Genomic DNA, 23,818 nt, shown 5'->3' with positions numbered 1-23,818 from the left:
TAGCAATGACATCACCGAAAATCAGTTTTATTATTCCTATCTATAATACTGCCATTTATTTATCTGAATGCATTGAGAGTATTCTGACTCAGCGAGTGGAGTTAGAAATTATTCTAGTTGATGATGGTTCAACAGACGATAGTTTAACTATTTGTTTAAATTATGTGAAAAAGTACTCGTTTATTACATTAGTTCATAGTCAGAATAAAGGGCAATCCGCAGCAAGAAATAAAGCGATTAACTTAGCTCAAGGAAAATATATCTATTTCATTGATTCAGATGATTATATTACTGGCGACCATTTTCCTGAAATTATTCGGGTTGCAGATCAATATGGGGTTGATATGATCCGCCTGCAAGCTGAAAAAGTTGCACAATTAACAGGTAAACGCTTAGCCATACCAACATTAAAAGCTAATAATAATGTTAATCAAGGCTATCTGCTTTCTGGTAAAGAGACGTTATCTTTAATGGTACAACAAACGTGGATCCCTGCAATTTGTTGGACATTGATACGGCGTGAATTTTTATTAAAACATAAGCTCAATTTTATTGAAGGAATAAAGGCTGAAGATCAGCTTTTTTATTTGCAATTACTCACAATAGATCCTAATGCCACATTAATTGAATTACCATTTTGGGTTTATTGCTATAGGATTCGCCCAAATAGCATAACGACTACTATAAATCCAGCTTACTTTTATGATCATTTTAGAATGATTGAACTGATCAATCAGTATCTTGAGCAACATAATTTATTAAGTGATGAGAGTATTTATCACGATGGTAAACATATAGTGCTGAATTTATGTCGCACAGCTTTTAATATGCTAAATAAATTCCCTCCAGAAGTAAGACATGAGTGCGAAAATTATTTAACTCAAAACTGGCAAAATTTAACCAACATATGGAATTATTTTAAATAATATTTAAGCACTACGGGCAGTTGTAATTTAATTGAAAAGCAACTTAGCTTAGGTTTAAAAGTGATTTATAAAAGGAAAATAAATGAAAAAACTTGTTATTTTAGGTTCAACTGGTTCTATCGGTAAGAGTACGTTATCGGTGGTTAAGCATAATCCTGAAAAATATGCTGTTTTTGCACTGGTTGGCGGAAAAAATGTTGCTTTAATGACTGAACAAGCGGTGCAATTTCGTCCAGAATTTGTTGCAATGGATGATGAAAATGCAGCGAAACAGCTTGCACAAAATCTTAAGCAAGCCAATGTAAATTGTGAAGTTGTTGCAGGACAGAAAGCTATTTGTGAGCTTGCAGCTCATCCAGAGGTTGATCAAGTGATGGCTGCTATTGTTGGTGCAGCAGGATTATTACCAACGCTTTCTGCAGTGCAAGCTGGCAAAACGGTGCTTCTTGCTAATAAAGAAAGTTTAGTTACCTGTGGGCAGCTTTTTATTGATGAAGCTAAAAAATCTGGTGCAAAATTGCTGCCTGTTGATAGCGAACATAATGCGATTTTTCAATCGCTGCCACCTGAGGCACAAGAGAAAGTTGGTTTTTGTCCACTTGCCGAGTTAGGCGTGAGCAAAATTATTCTAACGGGGTCGGGAGGGCCTTTCCGCATTAAGCCGTTAGCAGAGTTCAGTGCAATTACACCAGAACAAGCAGTTGCACACCCTAATTGGTCGATGGGGAAAAAAATCTCTGTTGATTCTGCAACCATGATGAATAAAGGTTTGGAATATATTGAGGCACGCTGGCTATTTAATGCAAGTGCTGATGAGATGGAAATTATTATTCATCCACAATCTATTATCCATTCCATGGTGCGTTATATTGATGGCTCTGTCATTGCGCAAATGGGGAATCCAGATATGCGCACTCCAATTGCCCATACAATGGCTTACCCAGATCGTATTCATGCGGGTGTTGCTCCGTTAGATTTCTTCCAATTAAAAGAGCTGACGTTTATTGAGCCTGATTTTGTCCGTTATCCGAATTTAAAACTCGCCATGGATGCTTTTACAGAAGGGCAATATGCAACAACAGCAATGAATGCTGCAAATGAAGTGGCTGTTGATGCCTTTTTGAATGGGCAAATTCGTTTTACTGATATTGTTGCCGTGAATCGAGCAACTGTCGAAAATATTACACCAATAGCAGTGCGAGAGATTGCAGATGTGCTGCATATTGACAAATTGGCGCGCGAAGTTGCGCAACAGCAAATTTTCCAATGCTAGAGGTGATTAATTCGCAGCCTTAAAAACAAGCGGTGCTTTTGCAGAAGAAATTTACAAAAGCACCGCTTGTTTTTTATTTTGATTCCATTGCTTTTAATACGGCAAAGCCAAGAGAGATTTCCCAAATCATTAAGCTATAAATGCTTATTCGTTCTAACCAAGGTGTGTATGCGGTGGTGATAAATATCGTACTTATTATGCAACTTAGCCCGATTAATCCTGCAATAATACTATAATATTTAAAACGCTTAATGTGATTGTTATCGATTGCGAAACCAATGGCAACCATGGCTAAATTACCTATCAAAAACGTCACTTCAAAGCCCAAGTTTTGTAGATAACCGAAAGTACTATAATGGCCACCTTGTGAAGCGGAAATAATTGAGCTACCAATACTAAAGAGTAATGAAAACAGCACACCAAGTAAGCGCAGCTTTTGTCCTGTAATATAAGTAACACAAATGATATAGCCGAGAATAAAGTTCCATGCTTGTAGCTGAAAAGCAAGTTGCATTGTATAGAACAGCGGAGTAAGCGAGCCGCTTTTTTCGTTCACGACAAAGTCTTTAGGTAATAACAGCTCAATAGTCGTATGCTTGGTGTATGATGAGAGTCCTACATCACTAAATAAAATGCTAATTAGCTCACCAAAGAAGTAGTATAGCCCAGTAAAGATAAGTACCACAGAAAACACTTTAATCGTAAAGCTACGGGTATTACGCACGCAAGGATGCATTAAGAAAGGGTAGAATTTAATAGCAAATGATCCGCTCGTGAAATAGTGTTCTAGGCGTTGATAGCATTCAGCTATTTTGCGTATAAGTAATCTCAGTTGTTCAAGTAACATAAAAAAATAATCAAAAGTCTGATAGGGTTTCCCTAGGTTATGGACTCATAACCCTAGAAAGTGAATACAAGCGCTCAGATTTTAGCATATTTTTACAAATAAAACGGCAGGTTTTGAGCTGTGATTGATCTGCTCCCCACCGCTTTATAAAGAGAATAATTATTCCCAGTTTACCTGTGTAAAGCTGTGATACACCGCCCAAATAAACAGCAACGCAATGATGGTTAAAATCACTTTTTCCACCGTAGTTAAAGGTGCCTTTTGTTGTTGTCGGCGAGAATAGAGAAATAAACCAATCCCCGGCACATAGAGCAATACGGAAAGTAGCAGATAATCAATCCCTGCAGCATAGACAATCCATAGACCGTAGAGCGAAGCGATAAAACCAGTGAGTTGAATGTACCATTTTGCTTTTTGTTGAATAGCTAATTTCAGCAGATAGGCACCAATTAAGAAATATGGGACTAAAATCATTGAAGTTGAAATTAACAACAACGCATTATAGCTTTTGCCGGTTAGCAACACTAAAAAGAGACAGAATTGCACGACAAAACCGGTGAACCAGAGTGAGTTAATCGGCACATCATTAGCGTTGAGTTTATCCAGAATTTTGGGGAATGCACCATTTTTTGCACCACGGTAAGGCACTTCAGCGGAATACATTGTCCAGCTTACATAAGAGGCAAGTACCGAAACAATTAAGCAAAGTGTGATGATAATCTTACCGCTTGAACCAATCATTGCTTCTAATAACCCTGCCATTGAAGGATTAGACATATTGGCAATTGTTTCACGAGGCAAGATACCGAGTGATAATACCGTAATCGCGACATACAACACTAAGGCTATGATAATCCCTAACACGGTTGCCAAGCCAACATCGCTTTTCTTTCTGGCATGAGCAGATAAAACGGATGCGCCTTCTACCCCAGTGAAAACCCAAAGTGTAATCAGCATAGTATTTTTTACTTGGTCGCTAACACCATTATTAAGCGAGGTCGCCTGAATATCTTGTGTAAATGTATTTGGGCTAAAATACCAAATGGCCAAGCCGATAAATAGTACAAGAGGGAAGACTTTCACAATCGTTGCAACCAAATTAACTGATGCAGCTTCTTTTACGCCGCTTGCTACTAAAATATGCACTAGCCAAACGATGATTGAAGCTCCGATAAAGGCGGCAAGTGTGTTACCCTGCCCAAAAATGATATTGGTTTCGCTATCGGTAAAGGTACCAATGCCCTCAAAAGCCACGACTAAATAGCCCACAATTCCAATGGTTGCACATAGCCAATATCCCCAAGCAGACATAAACCCCACCAATTCGCCAAAACCTTCACGGGCATAAGTGTAGATACCGCCGTCTAAATCTGGGCGTAGGCGGGAGATAAAGAAAAATGAAAGCCCAAGAAAGATAATCCCGACACCGGTAATCCCCCAGCCGATGAGCAAAGCTTCAGCGCCTGCAACTTCCGCCATATTTTGTGGCAAACTGAAGATGCCTGAGCCAATCATAGAACTTAAGACTAACGCGGTGAGCGAAATAAGCCCAATTTTTTTATTTGACATAGTTGTGTTTCCTTAATTTGAATTGAGATGTTGGGCTAAAACTTGAATATGCGCCGGTGTAATGCCACAGCAGCCGCCGATAATTGTTGCGCCTGCATTGCGCCATTTTTGCGCCCAGGCCAAATAAGCATTCGGATCTAAATCTGTACGAATTTCATCTAAGCCGTCATTTGCGGTTGCCTCTTTAGATTGTGGCGGGAAAGCATTCGCATAGGCGCCCAGTTGCACGGCTTTTTTGCCAATCACTTGTTTGGCGGCGATAATCGCTTGCTCAATCACTTCCGGTTGGCAACAATTAAATAATACCGCTTGCACACCTTGTTCTAACACGGCTTTTACTGCATCAACAACCCTTTCTCCAGAGCGTAAATAGGGTGTATCAGTTAAGCATTCATCTTGCAGCGTAAATGACACCCAAATAGGGCGGTTATCGTGTGGCAGAAAAGGAATAACTGAAAGCACCTCTTGGCTATGGCTTTGTGTTTCAAATAGCCAAAAATCGGCATAAGCGGATAGACCATCAATTAAGGGGCGAGCAACGCGTTCAACTTGATCTGCTTGAAATAAGTCGAAACGGTAAGAGCCAAAAAGCGGAGGAAGCGAGCCTGCGATTTTTACTTTTTTACTATCGGTTGCAGAATTTGTCGAAGTATCGACCGCTTGTTTTGCTAATTGTCCCGATAGCTTCGCCAGTGTAAATCCATCGGCTTGGAAACGCTTTTCACCGATATGAAAGGGAACAACGGCATAACTGTTCGTTGTAATTACTTCGGCACCGGCGTGAATAAAATCTTGGTGAACCCGAATAACTGCAGGAGGGGCTTCATAAAGGGCTAAGGCCGACCATTCCGGCTGTTTGAATGGGGCGCCAACACGCGCAAGCTCTCGTCCCATACCGCCATCTAAAATAGTAATGTGTGTCGTCATATTGCTTTCCTATGTCATATTGAGAAATATATTAATTAGCCGTTTAGACGGCTAGATAGCTATAATCTAGCACAGAAAAAGAAAAACGCAATGTTTGAAAGATGAAATGATTTGGCATAGGCAATTAGAAAAATTTATTTGCATTCTTTGCTAAAGTCGGTATCATTTAGACGTCTAGATGGAAATACTTCCAAAAAATTAGTGCAAGCGGTGTTTTTTGCAGATTTTTTATCAAAACACACCGCTTGCTTTCTTTATTCATTAATAGGATATAACACGATGGCAATTAATCTTTTTACTTCTGAATCCGTGTCTGAAGGGCATCCAGATAAAATCGCAGACCAGATTTCTGATGCGGTATTAGACGAAATTTTACGTCAAGATCCCAAAGCACGTGTGGCATGTGAAACCTATGTGAAAACAGGTATGGCATTAGTGGGGGGGGAAATCACCACTTCTGCATGGGTTGATGTAGAAAACCTCACTCGCCAAGTTATTTGTGATATTGGCTATACACACTCAGAGATGGGCTTTGATGGGCATTCTTGTGCAGTATTAAATGCGATTGGCAAGCAATCTTCAGATATTAATCAAGGCGTTGATCGTGAAAATCCGTTAGACCAAGGTGCCGGTGACCAAGGAATTATGTTTGGCTATGCTACTAACGAAACCGAAGTATTAATGCCTGCGCCAATTACTTATGCGCACCGTTTGATGGAGCAACAAGCAAAAGTGCGTAAATCCGGTAAATTAAACTGGTTACGTCCGGATGCGAAAAGCCAATTAACCTTTGCTTACGAAAATAACAAAATTGTCGGAATTGATGCCGTAGTACTTTCTACTCAACATGCAGAAGATGTGGATCAAAAAACGGTGTATGAAGGTGTGATGGAAGAGATTATCAAGCCTATCCTGCCAAGCGAATGGTTAAGTCAAAATACTAAATTTTTTATTAACCCAACAGGACGTTTTGTGATTGGCGGGCCAATGGGGGACTGCGGTCTAACCGGACGTAAAATCATCGTAGATACTTATGGCGGTGCAGCGCGTCACGGTGGAGGTGCATTCTCTGGTAAAGACCCATCAAAAGTGGATCGTTCAGCGGCTTATGCTGCGCGTTATGTTGCGAAAAATATTGTTGCTGCTGGTCTTGCTGACCGCTGTGAAATTCAGCTTTCTTACGCCATTGGGGTGGCTGAGCCAACCTCAATTATGGTGGAAACCTTTGGCACGGGTAAGGTGGCAAATGACGTGTTAGTAAAATTAATCTATCAATTCTTTGATTTACGCCCGTACGGCTTAATTAAAATGTTAGATTTAATTCGCCCAATTTACCGTGAAACAGCAGCTTATGGGCACTTTGGTCGTGAGAACTTCCCTTGGGAAAAAACCGACAAAGCCGCAGAATTGCGTGAAGCAGCAGGATTAAAATAAAGTGAGTATGAAAAAATTGTTGACAACCGTTTTTTTTTTTACAATGGGGAAGTTTTATTGGTAGCAAGTAGCAACTGATAAACAGTCGACAACAAAAGAAAACTTTATTCATCAGTTTCCCCTAAGTAGCAATACTTGGGGATTTTTTTATTTGTTTTGCAGAATTTTAGGGAAATAAGAGCGCTTGCGGCATACTTTAGGCTGAATTAAAACTTGATTTAGCTTTTTTATATTTCCGTGCATGGCTATTGCGCTAGCCAAATTTGACCATTCTCTAAGAGTAAATATACGCTGTCTTTGCTTGCTCTGGTTTTTCGAATCTCGGCAGGTAATGTTTGCGCCAATGTTTGGAGTTGACCTTGAGAGTCGAGTATTGCTATATGGCGATAATCCCGTAATGGCAAAACTGCAAAATGTGATGCGCTGGCGGCGAGATTTGTTTCATATTCGCCGTAGCGATGGTTGCTAAAGCCGTCTTGCATGAAATGTTCAGCTAATTTTGCACCCTGTGGGGTATATTCTACTAATTTCCCGCGCAGATGAGGCATTTGCACCGCATAAAGTTTACGATTAAACACAAATGGTGATTGCCAACGATTGTTTGGCAGAGGAGAGCTACTTTGTTCTAGCACTAATTTGCCATTTTGCTCGCCAATTAATACCGTTCTGCCTCCTTCTCCATTCCCAGACATGACGGATACCAATTTCGCACCACTGTTTGTGGCGAAATGTTCGAAACGATTGGCTTCAAAAACTAAACCTTTCATACTAAGTCCTTCGGCCAAAGGCTCAAGTGTATGACGTTCTAAATATTGCACTTCGGCAGCTTCTATCGCATCGCCTAATACGCCATGTAAATAAGTTGAATTATCAGGTTTTGCCAATATCGCAATGTGTCCTTGATTTGGCGCTGAATGCTTAAAATCAATTTGCATTGGTTGAGCATCAGGTAGCACTTCTGTACTTGCCATTGCGATAATTTCTGCTTGCGTGCCTTTGGTTTCAATTCGTACCAGTTTATGCTGTTTTCCTTGTTTGCTAACGGCAATGGTCGCAAAGGCAAGGGGATGCATACCCGCCTGTTTAGCTAAAGGAATGGTGGAGGTATAAAGTTGCTTTGCTGTCCATAGCATGAAATTACCTTGTTTATCTGCTCCTGCCACACGGTTATACGCCACGCTTGGTGCAATTTGGGTTGAGAAACCATCGCTTAATTTATTCATTATTGGCGTTGCTTGCCAGAGTTCTCCTTGAGTATTGATAATAAAAAGCTCATCTTTATCAGAAACAGCTAGCTGCGCTGCTTTTCCAATGGCTTGCATAGGAAAAGGGCTAAGTTGTATTTGAGCAAATAACGAGGTTGATAATAGGCTAACTAGCGTAAGAGATAATTTTTTCATGGTAATTAAGAAATGTAATGTGTGTTGAAAATACAATAGTAGCTGAAATTCTTAGGGTTTGTAACTAAAACGGTTTAGCTTGTGTTTAAATATTAAATATATATAATACTAACTATTCTCAATATTAATGGTTAAGGCTAAATTTATGACATTCAAACACAGCATTCTCTATTCCGCGCTTTTCCTCCCTTCTTTTCTCCTTGCTGAAACACAAATTGAATCATTAGATGAAGTAAATGTCGTTGCAGAACTAGAAAAATTTAAAGCTACTGATAATTTAAAAGCCGTTGTGGATTTAAGTTTACTTGGCAAACAGCTTGCTTTTACCTCGCCCATTACGGTGGTGAATTACGATGAGCAGGCATTTGCTGATAAAGCGCCACGTAATGTGGTTGATGCGTTGGCAAAAACCGATGCCTCTATTATGAACTTTGGTGGAGAAACCAATACGCTTGGTGGCATTTATGTACGAGGTTTACAGCTTGATGCGCGTCAGTTTAGCGTAAATGGCTTAGCAGGATTATATGGTGCTTATAACACAGCAACTTCCGCAGTCGGTTCAGCACAGCTGATTAAAGGCGCATCAACTGCAACAGTTGGAATGGATCCAGAAGGGGCAGCAGGTGCAGCAGTAAATATAGAAACCAAACGTGCAACCGATGAGCCGATTAACAAAGTGGGATTCGCGTGGTTTTCCAATAGCCGTTTACAAGAGAGCTTTGACTTTGGCAGACGCTTTGGCGCAAATAATGAATGGGGCGTGCGTGTCAGTGGGTTATATCGTGATGGTAATACCGCTCGCACAAATTATAGTGAACTTGCCAAAGAGATTGCGATTGGTGCCGATTATCGTGGTGAAAAATTGCGTGTAGGTGTGGATTATTTCCAAACTAAACGAGCTACCAAAGGTGGACGAGCAAGGGTGCAAGATATGCAAAATTTAACCTTTGCTATGCCAGAAGCACCGAATGGTAAAACGAACTTAGTGCCGAGTTGGTCTCGCCAAACGACAGATGATGAAACTGCATTACTCACATTTGAATACGATTTACCGTTTAATATGATGCTATCCGGTGGCATTGGGCATATGGAATCTAAATACTACGGTAACTTCACTCAATTAACGATGTTAAATAGCGATGGCAATTATCGTGCCGCTAATGCGACCGCCATTGATTTCCGCTCTCGTACTACTAGTGGTAATTTGAAATTGCAGGGTGAAATTGAAACAGGTTCTATCCATCACAGTTGGAGCTTCGCTTATGACGCAGTGCAACGAAGCCGTGATCACGATAATAACCCAACACGTCAGCGTGGTGGACGTTATACTACCAACATTTATTCGCCTGAATTTATTGATGAGCCTGAACATGGTAGCTTAAGCCAAGCGGCAGACAATAAATTTACGGCACAAAGTATCGCTGCATCAGATACCTTAGGCTTTATGGATAACCAAATTCGTTTAACGCTTGGTGGGCGTTTCCAATGGATTGAACAGCTTAATCGCACAACAGATGTACGTTTAAAAGCGGATCGTTTCAGCCCAATGGTCGCGCTGGCTTATGTGCCTAATGCGGATTTAGTCTATTACGCTAACTATTTAGAAGATTTAGAACCCGGTAATGCAGATCCTGATACCGGTGAAATGAACAGCCCTCGTGTAACCAAACAGATTGAAGTCGGTGTGCGTAAAAACTGGTATGAAATGCTCAGTACCAGTTTGAGTGTATATGAACTTAGCCGTCCAGGCATTATTCGTGGCAATACCGAAGCGATGGCAGCTCGTGCAGGGAAAGAGCAAGGAAAAGAACGCAATCGTGGGGTAGAAGTCAATCTCTATGCGAATTTGTTCAACAAAACGCTCCGCCCAAGTTTAGGTATTAGCTACAATCAAGGTAAAGTTATTGATTACCCCACTTATGCAGATACGATTGTAACTGGTGTGCAAGTTACTAGCCCACGCTGGATAGCCAAAGCGGCTGTGGAATGGGATACGCCATTCATTGCCAATTTAACCTTAAATGCAGGGTTACAGCACTATGGAAAATCTTATCAAGATACTCAGGCGAACTACCGTTTGCCGTCTTATACTACGGTGGATTTGGGCGGAAAATATCGCCTAAAATTGGGGAATAAACAGGAAATCACCTTACGAGCAGGGGTAGAAAATCTGTTTAATAAACATTACTGGCAAGTACAACGAGGCCAATATGATCGCAGTTTTGCAGTCGTTGGATTGCCAAGAACTTATTGGAGTAAAGTAGAGTATTCGTTCTAATTAGCAAGCGGTTGATTTTGCAAAAAAATCTGCAAAATCAGCCGCTTGTTTTATTTTTATTACATTATGAATTGGCAAACAGAATTACAGAATAGTTTCTCGTGGCTGATGAGCGCACTTTTTTGCACCGCACTGGGCTTATACCTGTGCGGTTTATTGCTTGGAAAAACGGAATTTGGACGGCGATTTTGGCATATTAGCCGTGATATTTGGCGGAAATCAAATAAAGTCAAAACAATCGGATTAGTGCTATTGTTATTGCTGATGGTGCTGATGGAAGTGCGAATCAGTGTACTCAATACGTTTTTTTATAATGGGCTGTACAGCTCAATGCAAAAACTCGATGTAGATGCATTTTGGTTTTTTGCCTTGATCAATCTGATGTTGGTAGTTGTTAAAATTATTCATTCGGTGATTAACTATTTTTTACAACAAGTCTTTGAAATCCGTTGGTTAGAAAAACTGAATCGTGAAATGCTGGATCGTTGGCTGGCGAATAAAAACTACTATTTGGTGAAATACGAAAAAGAGTTGCCAGATAACATTGACCAGCGAATTGAACAAGATGCCTCAGAGTTTATTCACGGCACATTAGATGCTGTGCGAGGCGTGCTTAATGCGATTGTTTCCACCATTGAATTTACTATTATTTTATGGGGACTTTCTGGCATTCTGGTGCTGTTAGGTTTTGAGGTACCAAAAGGCGTTGTCTTTTTTATCTATATTTTTATTTTGCTAGCCACTTTATTGTCGGTAGCGATCGGCAGACCTTTGATCAAACTGAATTTTAATAAAGAACGTTATCAAGGTGATTACCGTTATTCGCTGATTCGAGTGCGAGATAATGCGGAGAGTATTGCTTTTTATTCTGGTGAAGCCAAAGAGCAAGCCAATTTGCAAGCAAAATTCCAAGCTGTTATCCATAATCGCTGGCAAATTGTGCGAAAAATGTTGGGCTTAGATGGCTTTAATACGGGGGTGACACAAATTGCGATGATTTTGCCGTTAATGCTACAAGCGCCTCGTTTTTTCACTGGTCAGCTCACCTTAGGTGATATGCACCAAACCGTGCAATCATTTAACCGCTTAATGCGAGCGTTGTCATTTTTTCGCCTCTTTTATGATGATTTTACGCTCTATCAGGCTCGCTTAAATCGTCTCTATGGCTTTTTTACCACCCTTGATAAATTAGATGCAATGCCTGTACATCAGCCACTTGCCTGTTCTAAAGGCTTCTACTTAAAAAATTTTGGGGTGAAAGATCAATATGGTCATATCCTTTTTGCTCAGATCAACATTGAATTAAAAGCAGGGGATGCATTGTTGATTCAAGGCGATTCAGGCTCGGGTAAAACCACGTTACTGAAAGCGTTGGCGGGGATTTATCCTTTTGAAACAGTGGGTATTGCTGAGCGTGCTTGTGTTGAGCAACCGCTTTTTTTACCCCAACGCCCTTATATGCCGCAAGGTACATTAAAACAAGCGATTTGCTATCCGCATATTCAAGCAAGTGATGCGGAATTAAAAGCCGCAATGGCGCTATGTCGTTTAGAAAAATATCATCACGCTTTGGAGCAAGATAATGATTGGCAAGTTATTTTCTCTCCTGGTGAATTACAGCGTGTGGCTTTTGTGCGCATTTTGCTGAGTAAACCAGAACTGATTTTCTTAGATGAAACCACCTCTGCCTTAGATGAGCCAACAGAAGCATTACTTTATTGCACGATTAGAAAGGCGCTCCCACAAAGTATTATTATCAGCGTGGGACATCGTTGTACGTTACAGCAATTTCATAACAAAATGATTTCATTGTCAGAACGTGCGAATTGTGGGCTTGATGATTGTTGCGTTAAATAAAAAAACAAGCGGTTATTTTTAGCAAAAAAATCGCAAAATAACCGCTTGTTTAAACTCGCATTACAGCCTAACTATGGTGTAATAGCCGTTAGATGAAATCAATAGAGATTAGAAATCCATCAACTCTTTTTCTTTATCCGCTAAAATCTCATCAACTTTCTTGATGTAAGTATCCGTGATTTTTTGGATATCTTCTTGTGCTTTACGCTCTTCGTTTTCGCTGATTGCTTTCTCTTTTTCTAATGCTTTGATTTTGTCATTCGCATCACGGCGCACATTACGGATAGCTACTTTACCTTGCTCCCCTTCGCCTTTTACGATTTTAATTAAATCACGGCGACGTTCTTCAGTTAATGGCGGAAGTGGTACACGGATTGTTGTACCCGCAGAAGAAGGGTTTAAACCTAAATCAGAGGTTAAGATCGCTTTTTCAACTGCTTGGATTAATGAACGGTCGAATACCGTTACTGCGAGAGTGCGTGCATCTTCTGCTACCACGTTAGCTAACTGACGAAGTGGCGTTGCCGCACCGTAGTAATCTACTTGGATTGCATCTAATAAGCTTGGCTGCGCGCGACCTGTACGGATTTTCGCAATGTGCCCTTTTAAGGCTTCAAGGCTTTTTTCCATGCGCTCTTGGGTGTCTTTTTTAATTTCGTTAATCATCGTACATCCTTTATGGGTAAACAAAACGTGCGGATTTTACGATATTTCTGCTGTTTTTCCTAGCATTAAGTGTGATAGACTCTCATCGCTTTGACGTGATCAAGCGGTCACTAAATTCAATTTTTTTACAAAAGGACACATACTATGTATCAACAACAAATTCTCGCAGAACTTGAAGAAGCACGTACCGTGCTAGATAACTTTATTAACGATAAAAATAACCTAAAATTAATTCAAGATGCAGCGTTAATTATTGCGGAAAGCTTTAAAAATGGAGGTAAAGTGCTTTCTTGTGGTAATGGGGGCTCGCATTGTGATGCGATGCATTTTGCTGAAGAATTAACAGGTCGTTACCGCGAAAATCGTCCGGCTTATCCTGCTATTGCGATTTCTGATGTGAGCCATTTAAGCTGTGTGAGTAATGATTTTGGCTACGATTATGTTTTCTCGCGTTATATTGAAGGTGTTGGTCAGAAAGGTGACGTATTGTTTGGGCTATCGACTTCAGGCAATTCTAAAAATGTGCTAAATGCAATTAAGGCAGCGAAAGAAAAAGGCATGAAGGTGATTGCGATGACAGGCAAAGATGGTGGCCAGATGGCTGGTTTAGCGGATGTAGAAATTCGCGTACCGCATTTCCGTTATGCAGATCGCATTCAAGAAGTGCATATCAAAGTGATTCATATTTTGATGATGTTAGTTGAATTTGAAATGGCGAAAATGAAGTAATAAAAATAAAGAGGGGCAGAATAATGATCTGCCCCATAATTTTATGCATTATTTTTGCGGTTTTTCTTCCATTTCCAATAGACCACAATCCCGATAATAATTAAGCCAATCCAGATAATCATCTGCCCTTTATGGATTTGCTCTTCCAGCCAATCTAAGTTCTTGGCACCGAAATCACCAAGATAAACCCAAATCGGCACTGAGATAATCGCCGCACAGAAATCAACCAGTAAGAAGCGGGCAAAACTGACTTTACGGGTAATACCCGAGACCAAATAGACTACCGCCCGCAACCCAGGTAAAAAGCGAGCAATAAATAAGAGTTTCCATCCTTGGGTTTGAAAACGCTTTTGTACTTGGGCAAAACGTTCAGGCGTGGCGACATTGCGAATAAGTGGAAAATTTAAAATTTTCTTCCCATAAATTCTGCCAAGCCAATACATTGTACTATCGCCAACAAGTACACCGAGCATACTCACTACTAACATCCAGTGCACGTTGGTATAACCTAATCCAGAGATAACGCCGCCTGAAACAAGGGTAATATCTTCAGGAATAGGAACGCCAAATCCACAAGCAAGTAGAACTAAGAAAACAGCCCAGTAGCCGTAACTACTGAAAAAACTAATTAAAAATTCCATTCGTATTCCTTACTTATTTAAATTGCGTACTGATTTACGAATGACTAATTCTGGGTAAAATTCCAAAACTTTTGGCGGGTGCTCGCTTTCACTATTTTGAATACGTTCAAACAGTAGATCAAGCGCCATCTTACCTAGACGAATTTTAGACTGATTGACTGTAGTCAGCGGTGGTGCAAAAAAACGTGAACTATGGATATTATCATAACCGATCACCGAAATATCTTGTGGAACATGCAGTCCTTGTTCGGTAATCGCTGAAATCGCTCCAAGCGCCATCATGTCGCAGCCACAGAAAACCGCCGTTGGGCGTTCAGACTGTTTTAAAAGGTAGTTCATACTTTCGTAACCGCCCTCAGGCTGGAAGTCATTTTCAAAGACCCATTCTTGACGGACTGGCAAGCCAGCTTCTTCCATTGCTTTTACAAAACCATCATAACGTGCTTTAGCTGTGGTTTTATATAGATAACCTGCAATAATAGCGATATCTTTATGCCCATTTTCAATGAGGTGTTTAGTGGCAAGGTAACCGCCATCAAAACAGTGGTCGATAATGCGGTCACTTTTATCTTCATTTGGTCCCCAATCCATAACAACCATTGGCACTTTGGTTGATTTAAATAGCGCAAATGCATCTTCACGATATTCTGAACACATCACCAAAATGCCATCGACGCGTTTTTTCAATAGCATATCAAAATGATTTTTAATTTTTTCAGGTTCATTTTGCGTATTGCATAAAAACAATGAATATCCTTGTTGATAACAGTATTCTTCCACTGCCTGTACGATTTCGGCAAAGTAAGGTGCTTCGCTGGTGGTGATGATCATGCCAATAGATTTCGTGGTGCTCACTTTTAAACTGCGAGCAATGGCACTTGGGGAATAATTTAATTGTTCAACAGCATCTAATACCGCTTTTGTGGTATCCTCCGCAACAAATCGAGTCTTATTAATCACGTGAGATACCGTTGTGGTCGAAACACCAGCGAGTTTCGCCACATCTTTAATCGTTGCCATGTTTTCTCCTTACTGTCAAAAAATGTCGATATTATACCTAATTTGGTAAAATTTTTGGAAAAAATGACCGCTTGCATTTGCATTTTGTTTAAATCGTCTTAGAATAGAGAAGTTTTTTGACTTAATAATGGGAGAAATTATGGGTACTTTTGGTTATTCAATGTTAGCGGTGGTCGGTGCTTTAGGAATGATTGTTGCATTTGGATACTTCATTTTCTAATGAATTTTCATTGATAAGGGCGAGTAATCGCCCTTTTGTTTTTTTGTGAGCTGAATAATGAATAAACTTACATTTGCTTCCCTCTCCTTTAATGCAGATAACACCCCTGTTTCCGAACAGTTTGATGATATCTATTTTTCCACCCAAGACGGACTTGCTGAAAGCTACTATGTCTTCCAAGAGGGCAACCAGCTTTGGCAGAAATGGCAAAACCATTCACGAGCGCATTTTGTGATTGCGGAGACTGGGTTTGGTACAGGGCTGAATTTCTTTGCTGTAGCAGATAAATTTCGCCAATTTCGCGCAGCATTCCCTCAAAGCCCTCTTCAACGGCTCTATTTTATTTCTTTTGAAAAATATCCACTAACCGCTGAACAGTTAGCGACTATTCAGCAAAATTACCCACAATTTGCTGAATTTTCACAAAAACTGACCGCTTGTTGGCAGCCGCGTCAAACTGGATGTGAACGTTATCATTTTGATGCAATTTACCTCGATCTTTGGTTTGGTGAAATGGCAGAAAGTTTGTTGCAATTAGGCGATTACCACAATGGCAAAGTCGATTGCTGGTTTTTAGATGGCTTTTCACCGGATAAAAATCCCGATATGTGGAACGAACATTTATACCGCCAAATGTTTCGTTTAACCCGAAAAGGGGGCAGCTTTGCTACTTTTACCGCATCAAGTAATGTGCGCCGAGGGCTACAAGCGGTCGGTTTTGAGGTAAAAAAACGCAAAGGTTTTGGCAAAAAACGAGAGATGCTGTGGGGTGAAAAAACATCAGAAAGTGAGATGAGTGTATTGCGCTTTCCTTATTACAAGCAACCTGAGGCAAGTGAACATAATGAGGTGGCAATTATTGGTGGGGGAGTCGCAAGCCTCTTTTTGGCGTGGTCGCTGTTAGAACGGGGGATAAAGGTGACGCTTTATTGCAAAGATGCTGAACCAGCGCGCAATGCATCGGGTAATTTGCAAGGTGCTTTGTACCCTCAATTAAGCGATGACGACTCACGAAATGTGCGTTTTTATGTGCATAGCTTTGATTATGCCTTACGCCGTTTGGCGCAAATCACGTCACTAGTGCCGTTTGAACAGGGGCTAACGGGGGTCGCGTTATGTGCTTATAATGATAAGGCAGCAAAGAAACTGCAAAAAATTGCCGAGCAAGGTTGGAGCCCTTCGCTGTTTGCTCTGGTTTCTGCCGCTCAGCTAAGCGAAAAAATTGGCTTGCCTGTCACAGATAATGGCGCGTTTATCGCACAGGGGGGCTGGCTCTCACCTCGTCAGTTGGTACAAAATGGGTTTGCGTATTTGCAAAAGTTGGGCTTGAACATTGTATTTAATCATCACGTTGAGAAACTGGAATACCAAAATTGCCGTTGGCAATGGCAGCATAATGGACAATATTTTTCTCATCAAAATGTGGTGTTGGCTAATGGACATTTACTCAAACAATTTGAACAAGCTGAAGGTATTCCTCTGTATTCTGTGCGTGGGCAAGTAAGTCATATTCCAACTAACCGCATGCTGACAAAGCTGAAATGTGTGGTGTGCTATGACGGCTATCTTACGCCCAAATCCGCAGGCGACAGCCACTGTGTAGGGGCAAGCCATATTCGAGATAATCAAGAAACGCATTTTTCGCTAGAAGAACATCAGCAGAATTTTGCAAAGTTATCGCAAAATTTAACCGCTTGTGACTGGGCAAAAAGCGCAGATTTTTCGCAAAATCAAGCGAAGGTAGGCATTCGTTCAGCCTTCCGAGACCGTATGCCAATGTTTGGGAGCATGCCTAATTTTGCACAGCAGAAGCAACAATATGCCAATTTATATAACCAACTTCGGCGAAAAGAGCCAATTGAGATGGCGGCTTTTTATCCGCATTTATATTTAGTTGCAGGGCTTGGCTCACGAGGTTTAACCACCGCACCACTTTTAGGTGAAATGCTGGCAAGCCAAATTTGTGGTGAGCCTTTGCCATTAGCTGAAGAGCTTCATCAGGTATTGATGCCAAATCGTAGCTGGGTAAGAAATTGGTTGAAAGGAAGGTGTGTCGAATAATTGCTTTCTCGTAAATACAACAAGCGGTTTATTTTGCAGAAAATGTTGCAAAATAAACCGCTTGCTACTTTATGTGTGCGTTGAGGTTATGCTGCTAATACTAAACGTAATTGTACGGCACTTGGGGTGACCACAGGTAAGAAGGCTGCTTCACGCCACCGACGGATAAAATCAGAGCCCGCGTTGCGCAAATAGCCTCGGCCGCCACCCGCTTGTAACTCTAGTAGTACACTTTGCGCAACTACATCTACAATATCAATGCGTAATTTGAATAAAGATTTAGGGTTTTGAATAAAACTATCTTTTGCAACTAGTCCTGTTGCTAATTGCTGTTTGATTTTAGTCAGTGCCTGTTTTTGCTTCTCCCATTCAGGCTGAAGGATTACACGGTTACTTGCTAATGTGTTTTCTACCTCATTTAGGCTGCGTTCCGCCAAACCAAATGCCATACCGAATTGGAAACCTAAGAAATGAGGGCGAATTTGACTTAAAAAGAGGGGAGCATTATGAGAGAGTATCCAATCATCGTTGAGTTTTACCTTATCAAAGATTAAGGCTGCCGTATTGCTACCTTGTAAGGCAATAAGATCTAGTTCTTCAGTACGAGTTAATCCTTGTGCATCAGATGGGATTGCTATCACGATAGGTTCACGCCCATTTGGGGTTTCATAGCCTGCAATAAAAACGGCAGCAAAATGATCTGCGCGTAAATTTGTGACCCAAGGTAGCCGCCCATTCAAGTAGCATTCCCCTTTTTCTTCACAAATTGTGACATTTAATTCTTCAATTCCTGCAAGAAATTTCATAGCATTAGAGAGCGCTGTTCCGCCAGCTAGTTTGCCATTGAGTAAATCGGGTAACCATTGTGTGCGAGGAAAGGGATTCTCGCTTTGCAGGATATTTTCAATGAAAGTTCTATGCCCCCACGTAATGAAACCCGCGGTTAAGGAATATTGTGATATTTCACTAATGGCTTCAATCACTTGTTGTGCTGAACTATTATTGCCTCCAAGTTTGCTTGGTATGCCTAATTTAAACACACCTTCATCGGCAATTCGTTGTAGCAATTCATCGGCGAATTGATTTGATTGATCCAGTGAATCAGCATGTGCTACGAGCCAATCTCGGAAAGATTGAGATAAGTATGACATTGTGGTTTTCTCCTATATTTATTTATGTAATCGCAGAAATTCTAGGAGAATTAATTATTCCTTAAAAATAGAATAATATAATCTTATATTCTTTTTTGGAATATATTGTTTGAGAGAAAAAGAAAGCCCTGCTGCTCAGCAGGGCTCTAAACAAAGAGAGTAAGATAGATTATAAGGCAAAGCCTAACGCGTAGAATGCGACTAAAATAACAGCAATAATTACCGTGCCAATATTTAATTTATTAAATTCACCAGCAAGTACTCGGCCTACAACTAAAGTGGCAAAACCTAACATAATCCCTGTTACGATATTAGCAGTTAGCACAATAAATACGGCACAAACCAGCCCTGCCATCGCACCAATGAAATCATCAAAATCTAATTTAGACACATTGCTTAACATTAATAGACCTACATACATTAATGCAGGTGCTGTTGCATAGCCTGGTACTAGAAATGCCAATGGCTGGAAGAAAAGCATTAATAAGAATAACGCCCCAACAACCACAGCAGTTAAACCTGTCTTACCACCAACGGCTGTTCCTGCTGCAGATTCAATATAAACGGCAGCCGGTGCAGTACCGAATAAACCAGAAAGAATGCTCCCCATTGAGTCAGAGGTTAAAGCTCGACCTCCATTGATGATTTGCCCGTCTTTATCTAGTAAATTGGCTTGCCCAGCAACCGCTCGAATTGTGCCTGTAGCATCAAAAATAGCGGTCATAACTAAAGCAAAAATCACTGGCAATACGGCGGCATTTAAAGCACCCATCACATCTAATTCAAGGAAAAGTGATTGTTCACCGAAGCTTGGCATTTTGAAAACTTCACCACCGAATTTGACATTTGGATCGAAAATTAAACCGATTGCTGTAATGGCAATGATGACCCATAAAATAGAGCCTTTGACTTTCAACCGTTCTAAACCAATGATTGCCGCTAAACCAAATAACGACATAATGACAGGGAATGAGGTGAATTCTCCCATTTTTACAGGTAAACCAGCATCATTGCCTACGACTAAACCTACGCCATTTGCTGCGATCAACAGCAGAAATAAGCCAATTCCTATTCCTGCGCCATGAGCAATACTTGATGGCAGGTTTTTTAAGATCCAAGAACGGATGCCTGTCACAGAAACAATCGTGAAGATTACCCCCATTAAGAAAATTGCGCCTAAGGCAACAGGAATACTAATTCCTTGACCTAATACCAAGCTAAAAGCTGTGAATGCAGTAAGAGAGATAGCACAGCCAATTGCCATTGGCGCATTTGCCCATAAACCGATTAACATAGAGCCAAGTCCGGCTACCAAGCAGGTGGCGATAAACACAGATTCAGCAGGGAAACCCGCAGCACTGAGCATATTTGGTACAACAATAACCGAGTACACCATTGCAAGGAAGGTGGTTAAACCAGCAATAATTTCTTGACGGACGTTAGAGCCGCGTTCAGACAATTGAAAAATAGCATTTAAGGACATAGTAGTAAGCGCCTTTAGTTTTGAAGGGATTAAAAAATGGCGCGGATTTTACAGTAACGCAAACGATTACGCAAATGTTTATTGCCGTTGTTTTAGGCAAAAACAGAGAGAGAAGGGCGATTGGAGGTTCTCTCGCCTATATTGGATATTTTTACGAACAATCGGCGAGAGATAAACAATCTAAGCGATACGCTCAAAGCCTTTTTCTAAATCAGCAATTAAATCTTCCACCGCTTCCAAACCGATATGCACTCGAATTAATGTGCCTTCCAATTTCCGCTCAATTGTAGGGCGGATTTTGGCGATTTCGTTTGGTTGATTAGCGAGAATTAAAGATTCATAGCCACCCCAAGAGTATGCCATTGAAAATAGTTCAAAATGATCTAAGAAATTCGCAAGCTCTTCATCGCTTAATTTTTTGCAAAGTTCAAAGGAAAATAGACCGCTTGATCCTTTGAAATCACGGCTAAAAAAGGAATGTCCAAAACAACTTGGCAGTGCTGGATGGTAAACGGCTTTTACTTCTGGACGAGTAGCAAGCCAGCGCGCAATTTGGATACTGTTTTCGTGATGCTGCTGTAAGCGTACACCTAAAGTACGTAATCCACGAGCAGTCATATAAGCTGTATCCGCATCGACCATTTGCCCCATTAGGTAAGAGTGTTCACGTAGCTGATCCCAGCAACGTGCATTAGAAACAGCCGTTCCAATCATTGCGTCAGAATGTCCAACCAAGTATTTGGTGCCGGCTTGAATCGAAATATCAATACCGTATTCTAAAGCTGGAAACAGCACGCCTGCCGACCAAGTATTATCGATCATAATGACGATCTCGGGATTTTTTGCACGAGCAGCTTGTACAATTGATGGCACATCTGGCACTTCCATCGTTAGCGAGCTTGGACTTTCTAAAAAAAGCACTTTCGTATTCGGTTGAATGAGATCGGCAATACGACTTCCGAGCATCGGATCGTAATAAGAGGTGCTTACCCCCATTTTTTTCAGAATAATATTGCAAAAATCTTGCGTAGGCTCATAAGCCGCCCCTGTCATTAACACATGATCGCCCTGTGCCACAAAAGCAAGAATACTGTGGCTAACTGCTGCTGCTCCGCAAGGATAGAGATAACAGCCTGCGCCGCCTTCCAGCTCACACATAGCATCTTGAAGAGCAAAATGGGTTAGCGTGCCACGTCTACCATAAAATAATGCACCTTTATAACGGTTACGAGTGGCTTCTTTTTTATGCGCAACACTCTCAAAGACGAGTGATGAGGCACGTTGAATAACGCTATTTACAGCACCTTGTGTGTAGCGAGCTTTACGCCCAGCGTGGACTAAGGCTGTTGAAAGGTTGTGTTTGCTCATTTTTCTTCCTCTTTTACAGTCCCGCCTTGAGGCTGGCTTCGACAAATTTATCTAAATCGCCGTCTAACACTTGTTGGGTGGTACGGTGTTCTACGCCGGTGCGATGGTCTTTAATTCGCGAATCGTCTAGCACATAAGAGCGGATCTGGCTGCCCCAACCGATGTCGGATTTGTTGTCTTCCATCGCCTGTTTTTCCGCATTTTTCTTGCTCATTTCCAGCTCGTAAAGTTTCGCTTTGAGCTGTTTCATCGCTTGATCTTTATTTTGATGTTGCGAACGACCGTTTTGGCACTGTACCACAATGCCGCTCGGCATATGGGTAATTCGCACCGCCGATTCGGTTTTATTGACGTGCTGACCACCCGCCCCTGAGGCACGATACACATCAATCCGCAAATCCGCAGGGTTGATTTCAATATCAATATCGTCATCGACTTCCGGATAAACGAAAGCCGCCGAGAACGAGGTGTGACGACCGTTATTGGCATCAAACGGGCTTTTACGCACCAAGCGGTGAATGCCGGTTTCAGTTCTGAACCAGCCGTAAGCATAGTCACCGGAAATTTTCACGGTAGCGGATTTAATCCCTGCCACATCACCGTCTGAGGCCTCCATCAGCTCGGCTTTGAACCCTTTGCTCTCCGCCCAACGCAAATACATACGCAATAACATTTCCGTCCAATCTTGAGCTTCCGTTCCGCCCGAACCTGCTTGCAAATCCAAATAGCAATCGGCACTGTCGTGTGGGCCGCTGAACATACGCTTAAATTCTAAATCGGCAAGTTTTTTCTCTAATTCGTCCGCTTCCACTTGGGCTTCATTGAAAGTATCTTCATCTTCGGCTTCCACCGCTAATTCAATCAAGCCTTCAACATCTTCAACACCTTGTTCTAGAGCTTTGATGGTATTCACAATTTGCTCTAACATTGCCCGCTCTTTGCCAAGTGCCTGCGCCTTTTCCGGCTTATTCCACACATCAGGTTGCTCCAGCTCGGCATTTACCTCTTCTAAGCGTTCGACTTTACTATCAAAGTCAAAGATACCCCCTGATCACCGCGGTGCGCTCGCTTAAATCAGCCAGTTGGTTTTTAATTGGGTTTAATTCAAACATTTTCTTTCCTTATTTTATGACTAAAGAGCGAGGATTATAGCGGAACTCAAGCAAGCGGTCGAATTTTCACAAATTTTTGCAAAAGGAGTTATTTGCGAAACAAAATGTCGGGGCTTTAAATACAGTCTATTAAATTTAATCACGACAAGGAGCTAACAATGTTAAACCAAGTTAAACAATGCCTACAACAGACTGCAAATTCGTTTAAATTAACGATGCAAGGAGATCAAACAATTAAATCTAAGCTATCTGCAAATGAGAAAGCCTGTATCTTATTATGCAAAAATTGGAAAAAACGCTAATCCTGAGGCACAGCTTATATTCGGTGGTAGTTTAACAGCAGAAAAATTGCAACTGCTCGTACTATTTGGTTTTGATTATACTGATGAACGGTTGGTACAACTTTTTATTGAAGAGCTAAAACAAAATCCGCAAATATCAATTTCCTCACTTCAGCGTAAATATTCGCTAGGCTTTAATTGTGCTGCGCATAATTTAGAGCTAATAGATGGATTAAGAATTCTTTGGAAAAAGAGTGATAATGGTACTGTTGTTGCCGTTTTACCTTTTCCTAATGTTGCTAAGGTATTACAACGGAATGAATCTCATCAAAAAAATTGGTGAGTTCTTAGCTGAAAAAGTCAAATAATTCATTTCTTTATTACACAAGCGGTGCAATTTTGTAAAAACTCTACAAATTTGCACCGTTCTTTTTTTACCTTTCTCCGACTTTTAACTCTCCCGATTAGCCTGTTTTAAATGGCGTTATTTTTGTTTATTTCTGCAAAAGCATATCGAAAAAATTTTTTCCTACGACACAAAATATCGCACTGTTACATAAAATAGATGTATCCAA

At 40.9% G+C, this 23,818-nt stretch carries 19 protein-coding genes; 8 read left to right on the top strand and 11 right to left on the bottom strand.

Features of this window, described 5'->3' with window-relative positions; genetic code table 11:
• Positions 1 to 5: 5 nt before the first annotated feature.
• Both EDC51_RS02990 and ispC read left to right on the top strand, forming a co-directional pair.
• Complete coding sequence (locus tag EDC51_RS02990) at positions 6 to 926, top strand: glycosyltransferase family 2 protein (RefSeq protein ID WP_131928132.1); 921 nt, start codon at positions 6 to 8, stop codon at positions 924 to 926.
• 82 nt (positions 927 to 1,008) lie between these two features.
• The gene (gene ispC / locus EDC51_RS02985) at positions 1,009 to 2,199 is read left to right on the top strand and encodes a 1-deoxy-D-xylulose-5-phosphate reductoisomerase (protein ID WP_131928131.1); all 1,191 of its coding nucleotides are present in this window, start codon (positions 1,009 to 1,011) and stop codon (positions 2,197 to 2,199) included.
• A 73-nt stretch (positions 2,200 to 2,272) separates the two neighbouring features.
• Here the strand turns inward: ispC and EDC51_RS02980 are convergent, their stop codons facing one another.
• The 3 genes from EDC51_RS02980 to EDC51_RS02970 form a co-directional block, all read right to left on the bottom strand.
• Positions 2,273 to 3,046 carry a DUF998 domain-containing protein gene (locus tag EDC51_RS02980; RefSeq protein ID WP_131928130.1) on the bottom strand — a complete coding sequence of 258 codons (774 nt, stop codon included), beginning with the start codon at positions 3,044 to 3,046 and terminating at the stop codon, positions 2,273 to 2,275.
• Between the two features lie 159 nt (positions 3,047 to 3,205).
• Positions 3,206 to 4,615 carry a basic amino acid/polyamine antiporter gene (locus EDC51_RS02975; RefSeq protein WP_015432815.1) on the bottom strand — a complete coding sequence of 470 codons (1,410 nt, stop codon included), beginning with the start codon at positions 4,613 to 4,615 and terminating at the stop codon, positions 3,206 to 3,208.
• 12 nt (positions 4,616 to 4,627) lie between these two features.
• Entirely contained in the window at positions 4,628 to 5,542 is a 915-nt protein-coding gene (locus tag EDC51_RS02970; RefSeq protein ID WP_015432814.1) for a homocysteine S-methyltransferase family protein, read from the bottom strand.
• Positions 5,543 to 5,821: 279 nt separating this feature from the next.
• Here EDC51_RS02970 and metK point away from each other — a divergent pair, with 279 nt between their 5' ends.
• Positions 5,822 to 6,976: a methionine adenosyltransferase gene (metK, locus tag EDC51_RS02965; RefSeq protein WP_131928129.1), complete on the top strand. Its 1,155-nt coding sequence runs from the start codon at positions 5,822 to 5,824 to the stop codon at positions 6,974 to 6,976.
• A gap of 245 nt (positions 6,977 to 7,221) precedes the next feature.
• Here metK and EDC51_RS02960 read toward each other — a convergent pair whose 3' ends face one another.
• Entirely contained in the window at positions 7,222 to 8,376 is a 1,155-nt protein-coding gene (locus EDC51_RS02960; RefSeq protein WP_131928128.1) for a hypothetical protein, read from the bottom strand.
• Positions 8,377 to 8,521: 145 nt separating this feature from the next.
• Between EDC51_RS02960 and EDC51_RS02955 the strand changes: the two genes are divergently transcribed.
• Both EDC51_RS02955 and EDC51_RS02950 read left to right on the top strand, forming a co-directional pair.
• Positions 8,522 to 10,654, top strand: coding sequence for a TonB-dependent receptor (locus tag EDC51_RS02955; RefSeq protein WP_131928127.1), 2,133 nt, complete (start codon positions 8,522 to 8,524; stop codon positions 10,652 to 10,654).
• Between the two features lie 66 nt (positions 10,655 to 10,720).
• On the top strand, positions 10,721 to 12,511 hold the full coding sequence (locus EDC51_RS02950) for an ABC transporter ATP-binding protein/permease (RefSeq protein WP_131928126.1): 1,791 nt from the start codon (positions 10,721 to 10,723) through the stop codon (positions 12,509 to 12,511).
• Between the two features lie 108 nt (positions 12,512 to 12,619).
• Here EDC51_RS02950 and frr read toward each other — a convergent pair whose 3' ends face one another.
• The gene (gene frr, locus EDC51_RS02945; RefSeq protein ID WP_015432808.1) at positions 12,620 to 13,177 is read right to left on the bottom strand and encodes a ribosome recycling factor; all 558 of its coding nucleotides are present in this window, start codon (positions 13,175 to 13,177) and stop codon (positions 12,620 to 12,622) included.
• A gap of 144 nt (positions 13,178 to 13,321) precedes the next feature.
• Here frr and lpcA point away from each other — a divergent pair, with 144 nt between their 5' ends.
• The gene (gene lpcA, locus EDC51_RS02940) at positions 13,322 to 13,906 is read left to right on the top strand and encodes a D-sedoheptulose 7-phosphate isomerase (protein WP_064318963.1); all 585 of its coding nucleotides are present in this window, start codon (positions 13,322 to 13,324) and stop codon (positions 13,904 to 13,906) included.
• Between the two features lie 41 nt (positions 13,907 to 13,947).
• On the opposite strand, the gene EDC51_RS02935 is transcribed toward lpcA, so the two are convergent.
• Positions 13,948 to 14,547, bottom strand: a complete 600-nt coding sequence (locus EDC51_RS02935) for a DedA family protein (RefSeq protein WP_131928125.1) — start codon at positions 14,545 to 14,547, stop codon at positions 13,948 to 13,950.
• Between the two features lie 9 nt (positions 14,548 to 14,556).
• A complete protein-coding gene (purR, locus tag EDC51_RS02930; RefSeq protein WP_015432805.1) occupies positions 14,557 to 15,567 on the bottom strand; it encodes an HTH-type transcriptional repressor PurR in 1,011 nt (336 codons plus the stop codon).
• Between the two features lie 277 nt (positions 15,568 to 15,844).
• Here purR and mnmC point away from each other — a divergent pair, with 277 nt between their 5' ends.
• Entirely contained in the window at positions 15,845 to 17,848 is a 2,004-nt protein-coding gene (gene mnmC, locus EDC51_RS02925) for a bifunctional tRNA (5-methylaminomethyl-2-thiouridine)(34)-methyltransferase MnmD/FAD-dependent 5-carboxymethylaminomethyl-2-thiouridine(34) oxidoreductase MnmC (protein ID WP_131928124.1), read from the top strand.
• A gap of 86 nt (positions 17,849 to 17,934) precedes the next feature.
• Here the strand turns inward: mnmC and EDC51_RS02920 are convergent, their stop codons facing one another.
• The 4 genes from EDC51_RS02920 to prfB form a co-directional block, all read right to left on the bottom strand.
• Positions 17,935 to 18,999 (bottom strand): acyl-CoA dehydrogenase family protein, encoded by a 1,065-nt coding sequence (locus EDC51_RS02920; protein WP_131928123.1) that lies wholly within the window; start codon positions 18,997 to 18,999, stop codon positions 17,935 to 17,937.
• Between the two features lie 169 nt (positions 19,000 to 19,168).
• On the bottom strand, positions 19,169 to 20,482 hold the full coding sequence (locus tag EDC51_RS02915; RefSeq protein ID WP_015432802.1) for an NCS2 family permease: 1,314 nt from the start codon (positions 20,480 to 20,482) through the stop codon (positions 19,169 to 19,171).
• Positions 20,483 to 20,662: 180 nt separating this feature from the next.
• Positions 20,663 to 21,850 (bottom strand): cystathionine beta-lyase, encoded by a 1,188-nt coding sequence (gene metC, locus EDC51_RS02910; protein ID WP_131928122.1) that lies wholly within the window; start codon positions 21,848 to 21,850, stop codon positions 20,663 to 20,665.
• 13 nt (positions 21,851 to 21,863) lie between these two features.
• A protein-coding gene (prfB, locus tag EDC51_RS02905; protein ID WP_131928121.1) for a peptide chain release factor 2 occupies positions 21,864 to 22,962 on the bottom strand; the annotation gives its coding sequence in 2 pieces (ribosomal slippage) (positions 21,864 to 22,886 and positions 22,888 to 22,962; 1,098 coding nt in all).
• A 255-nt stretch (positions 22,963 to 23,217) separates the two neighbouring features.
• Here prfB and EDC51_RS02900 point away from each other — a divergent pair.
• Positions 23,218 to 23,586: a hypothetical protein gene (locus tag EDC51_RS02900; RefSeq protein ID WP_131928120.1), complete on the top strand. Its 369-nt coding sequence runs from the start codon at positions 23,218 to 23,220 to the stop codon at positions 23,584 to 23,586.
• Positions 23,587 to 23,818 lie beyond the last annotated feature (232 nt).

The organism is Bibersteinia trehalosi, from assembly GCF_004346205.1.
GTDB lineage: Bacteria > Pseudomonadota > Gammaproteobacteria > Enterobacterales > Pasteurellaceae > Bibersteinia > Bibersteinia trehalosi.
This window is presented reverse-complemented; position numbering and strand designations above follow the sequence as displayed.

Bases quoted from the DNA above. Each gene is read 5' to 3' on its own strand.
- EDC51_RS02990 (WP_131928132.1), top strand. From the start codon at position 6: ATGACATCACCGAAAATCAGTTTTATTATTCCTATCTATAATACTGCC.
- ispC (WP_131928131.1), top strand. From the start codon at position 1,009: ATGAAAAAACTTGTTATTTTAGGTTCAACTGGTTCTATCGGTAAGAGT.
- EDC51_RS02980 (WP_131928130.1), bottom strand. From the start codon at position 3,046: ATGTTACTTGAACAACTGAGATTACTTATACGCAAAATAGCTGAATGC.
- EDC51_RS02975 (WP_015432815.1), bottom strand. From the start codon at position 4,615: ATGTCAAATAAAAAAATTGGGCTTATTTCGCTCACCGCGTTAGTCTTA.
- EDC51_RS02970 (WP_015432814.1), bottom strand. From the start codon at position 5,542: ATGACGACACACATTACTATTTTAGATGGCGGTATGGGACGAGAGCTT.
- metK (WP_131928129.1), top strand. From the start codon at position 5,822: ATGGCAATTAATCTTTTTACTTCTGAATCCGTGTCTGAAGGGCATCCA.
- EDC51_RS02960 (WP_131928128.1), bottom strand. From the start codon at position 8,376: ATGAAAAAATTATCTCTTACGCTAGTTAGCCTATTATCAACCTCGTTA.
- EDC51_RS02955 (WP_131928127.1), top strand. From the start codon at position 8,522: ATGACATTCAAACACAGCATTCTCTATTCCGCGCTTTTCCTCCCTTCT.
- EDC51_RS02950 (WP_131928126.1), top strand. From the start codon at position 10,721: ATGAATTGGCAAACAGAATTACAGAATAGTTTCTCGTGGCTGATGAGC.
- frr (WP_015432808.1), bottom strand. From the start codon at position 13,177: ATGATTAACGAAATTAAAAAAGACACCCAAGAGCGCATGGAAAAAAGC.
- lpcA (WP_064318963.1), top strand. From the start codon at position 13,322: ATGTATCAACAACAAATTCTCGCAGAACTTGAAGAAGCACGTACCGTG.
- EDC51_RS02935 (WP_131928125.1), bottom strand. From the start codon at position 14,547: ATGGAATTTTTAATTAGTTTTTTCAGTAGTTACGGCTACTGGGCTGTT.
- purR (WP_015432805.1), bottom strand. From the start codon at position 15,567: ATGGCAACGATTAAAGATGTGGCGAAACTCGCTGGTGTTTCGACCACA.
- mnmC (WP_131928124.1), top strand. From the start codon at position 15,845: ATGAATAAACTTACATTTGCTTCCCTCTCCTTTAATGCAGATAACACC.
- EDC51_RS02920 (WP_131928123.1), bottom strand. From the start codon at position 18,999: ATGTCATACTTATCTCAATCTTTCCGAGATTGGCTCGTAGCACATGCT.
- EDC51_RS02915 (WP_015432802.1), bottom strand. From the start codon at position 20,482: ATGTCCTTAAATGCTATTTTTCAATTGTCTGAACGCGGCTCTAACGTC.
- metC (WP_131928122.1), bottom strand. From the start codon at position 21,850: ATGAGCAAACACAACCTTTCAACAGCCTTAGTCCACGCTGGGCGTAAA.
- EDC51_RS02900 (WP_131928120.1), top strand. From the start codon at position 23,218: ATGAGAAAGCCTGTATCTTATTATGCAAAAATTGGAAAAAACGCTAAT.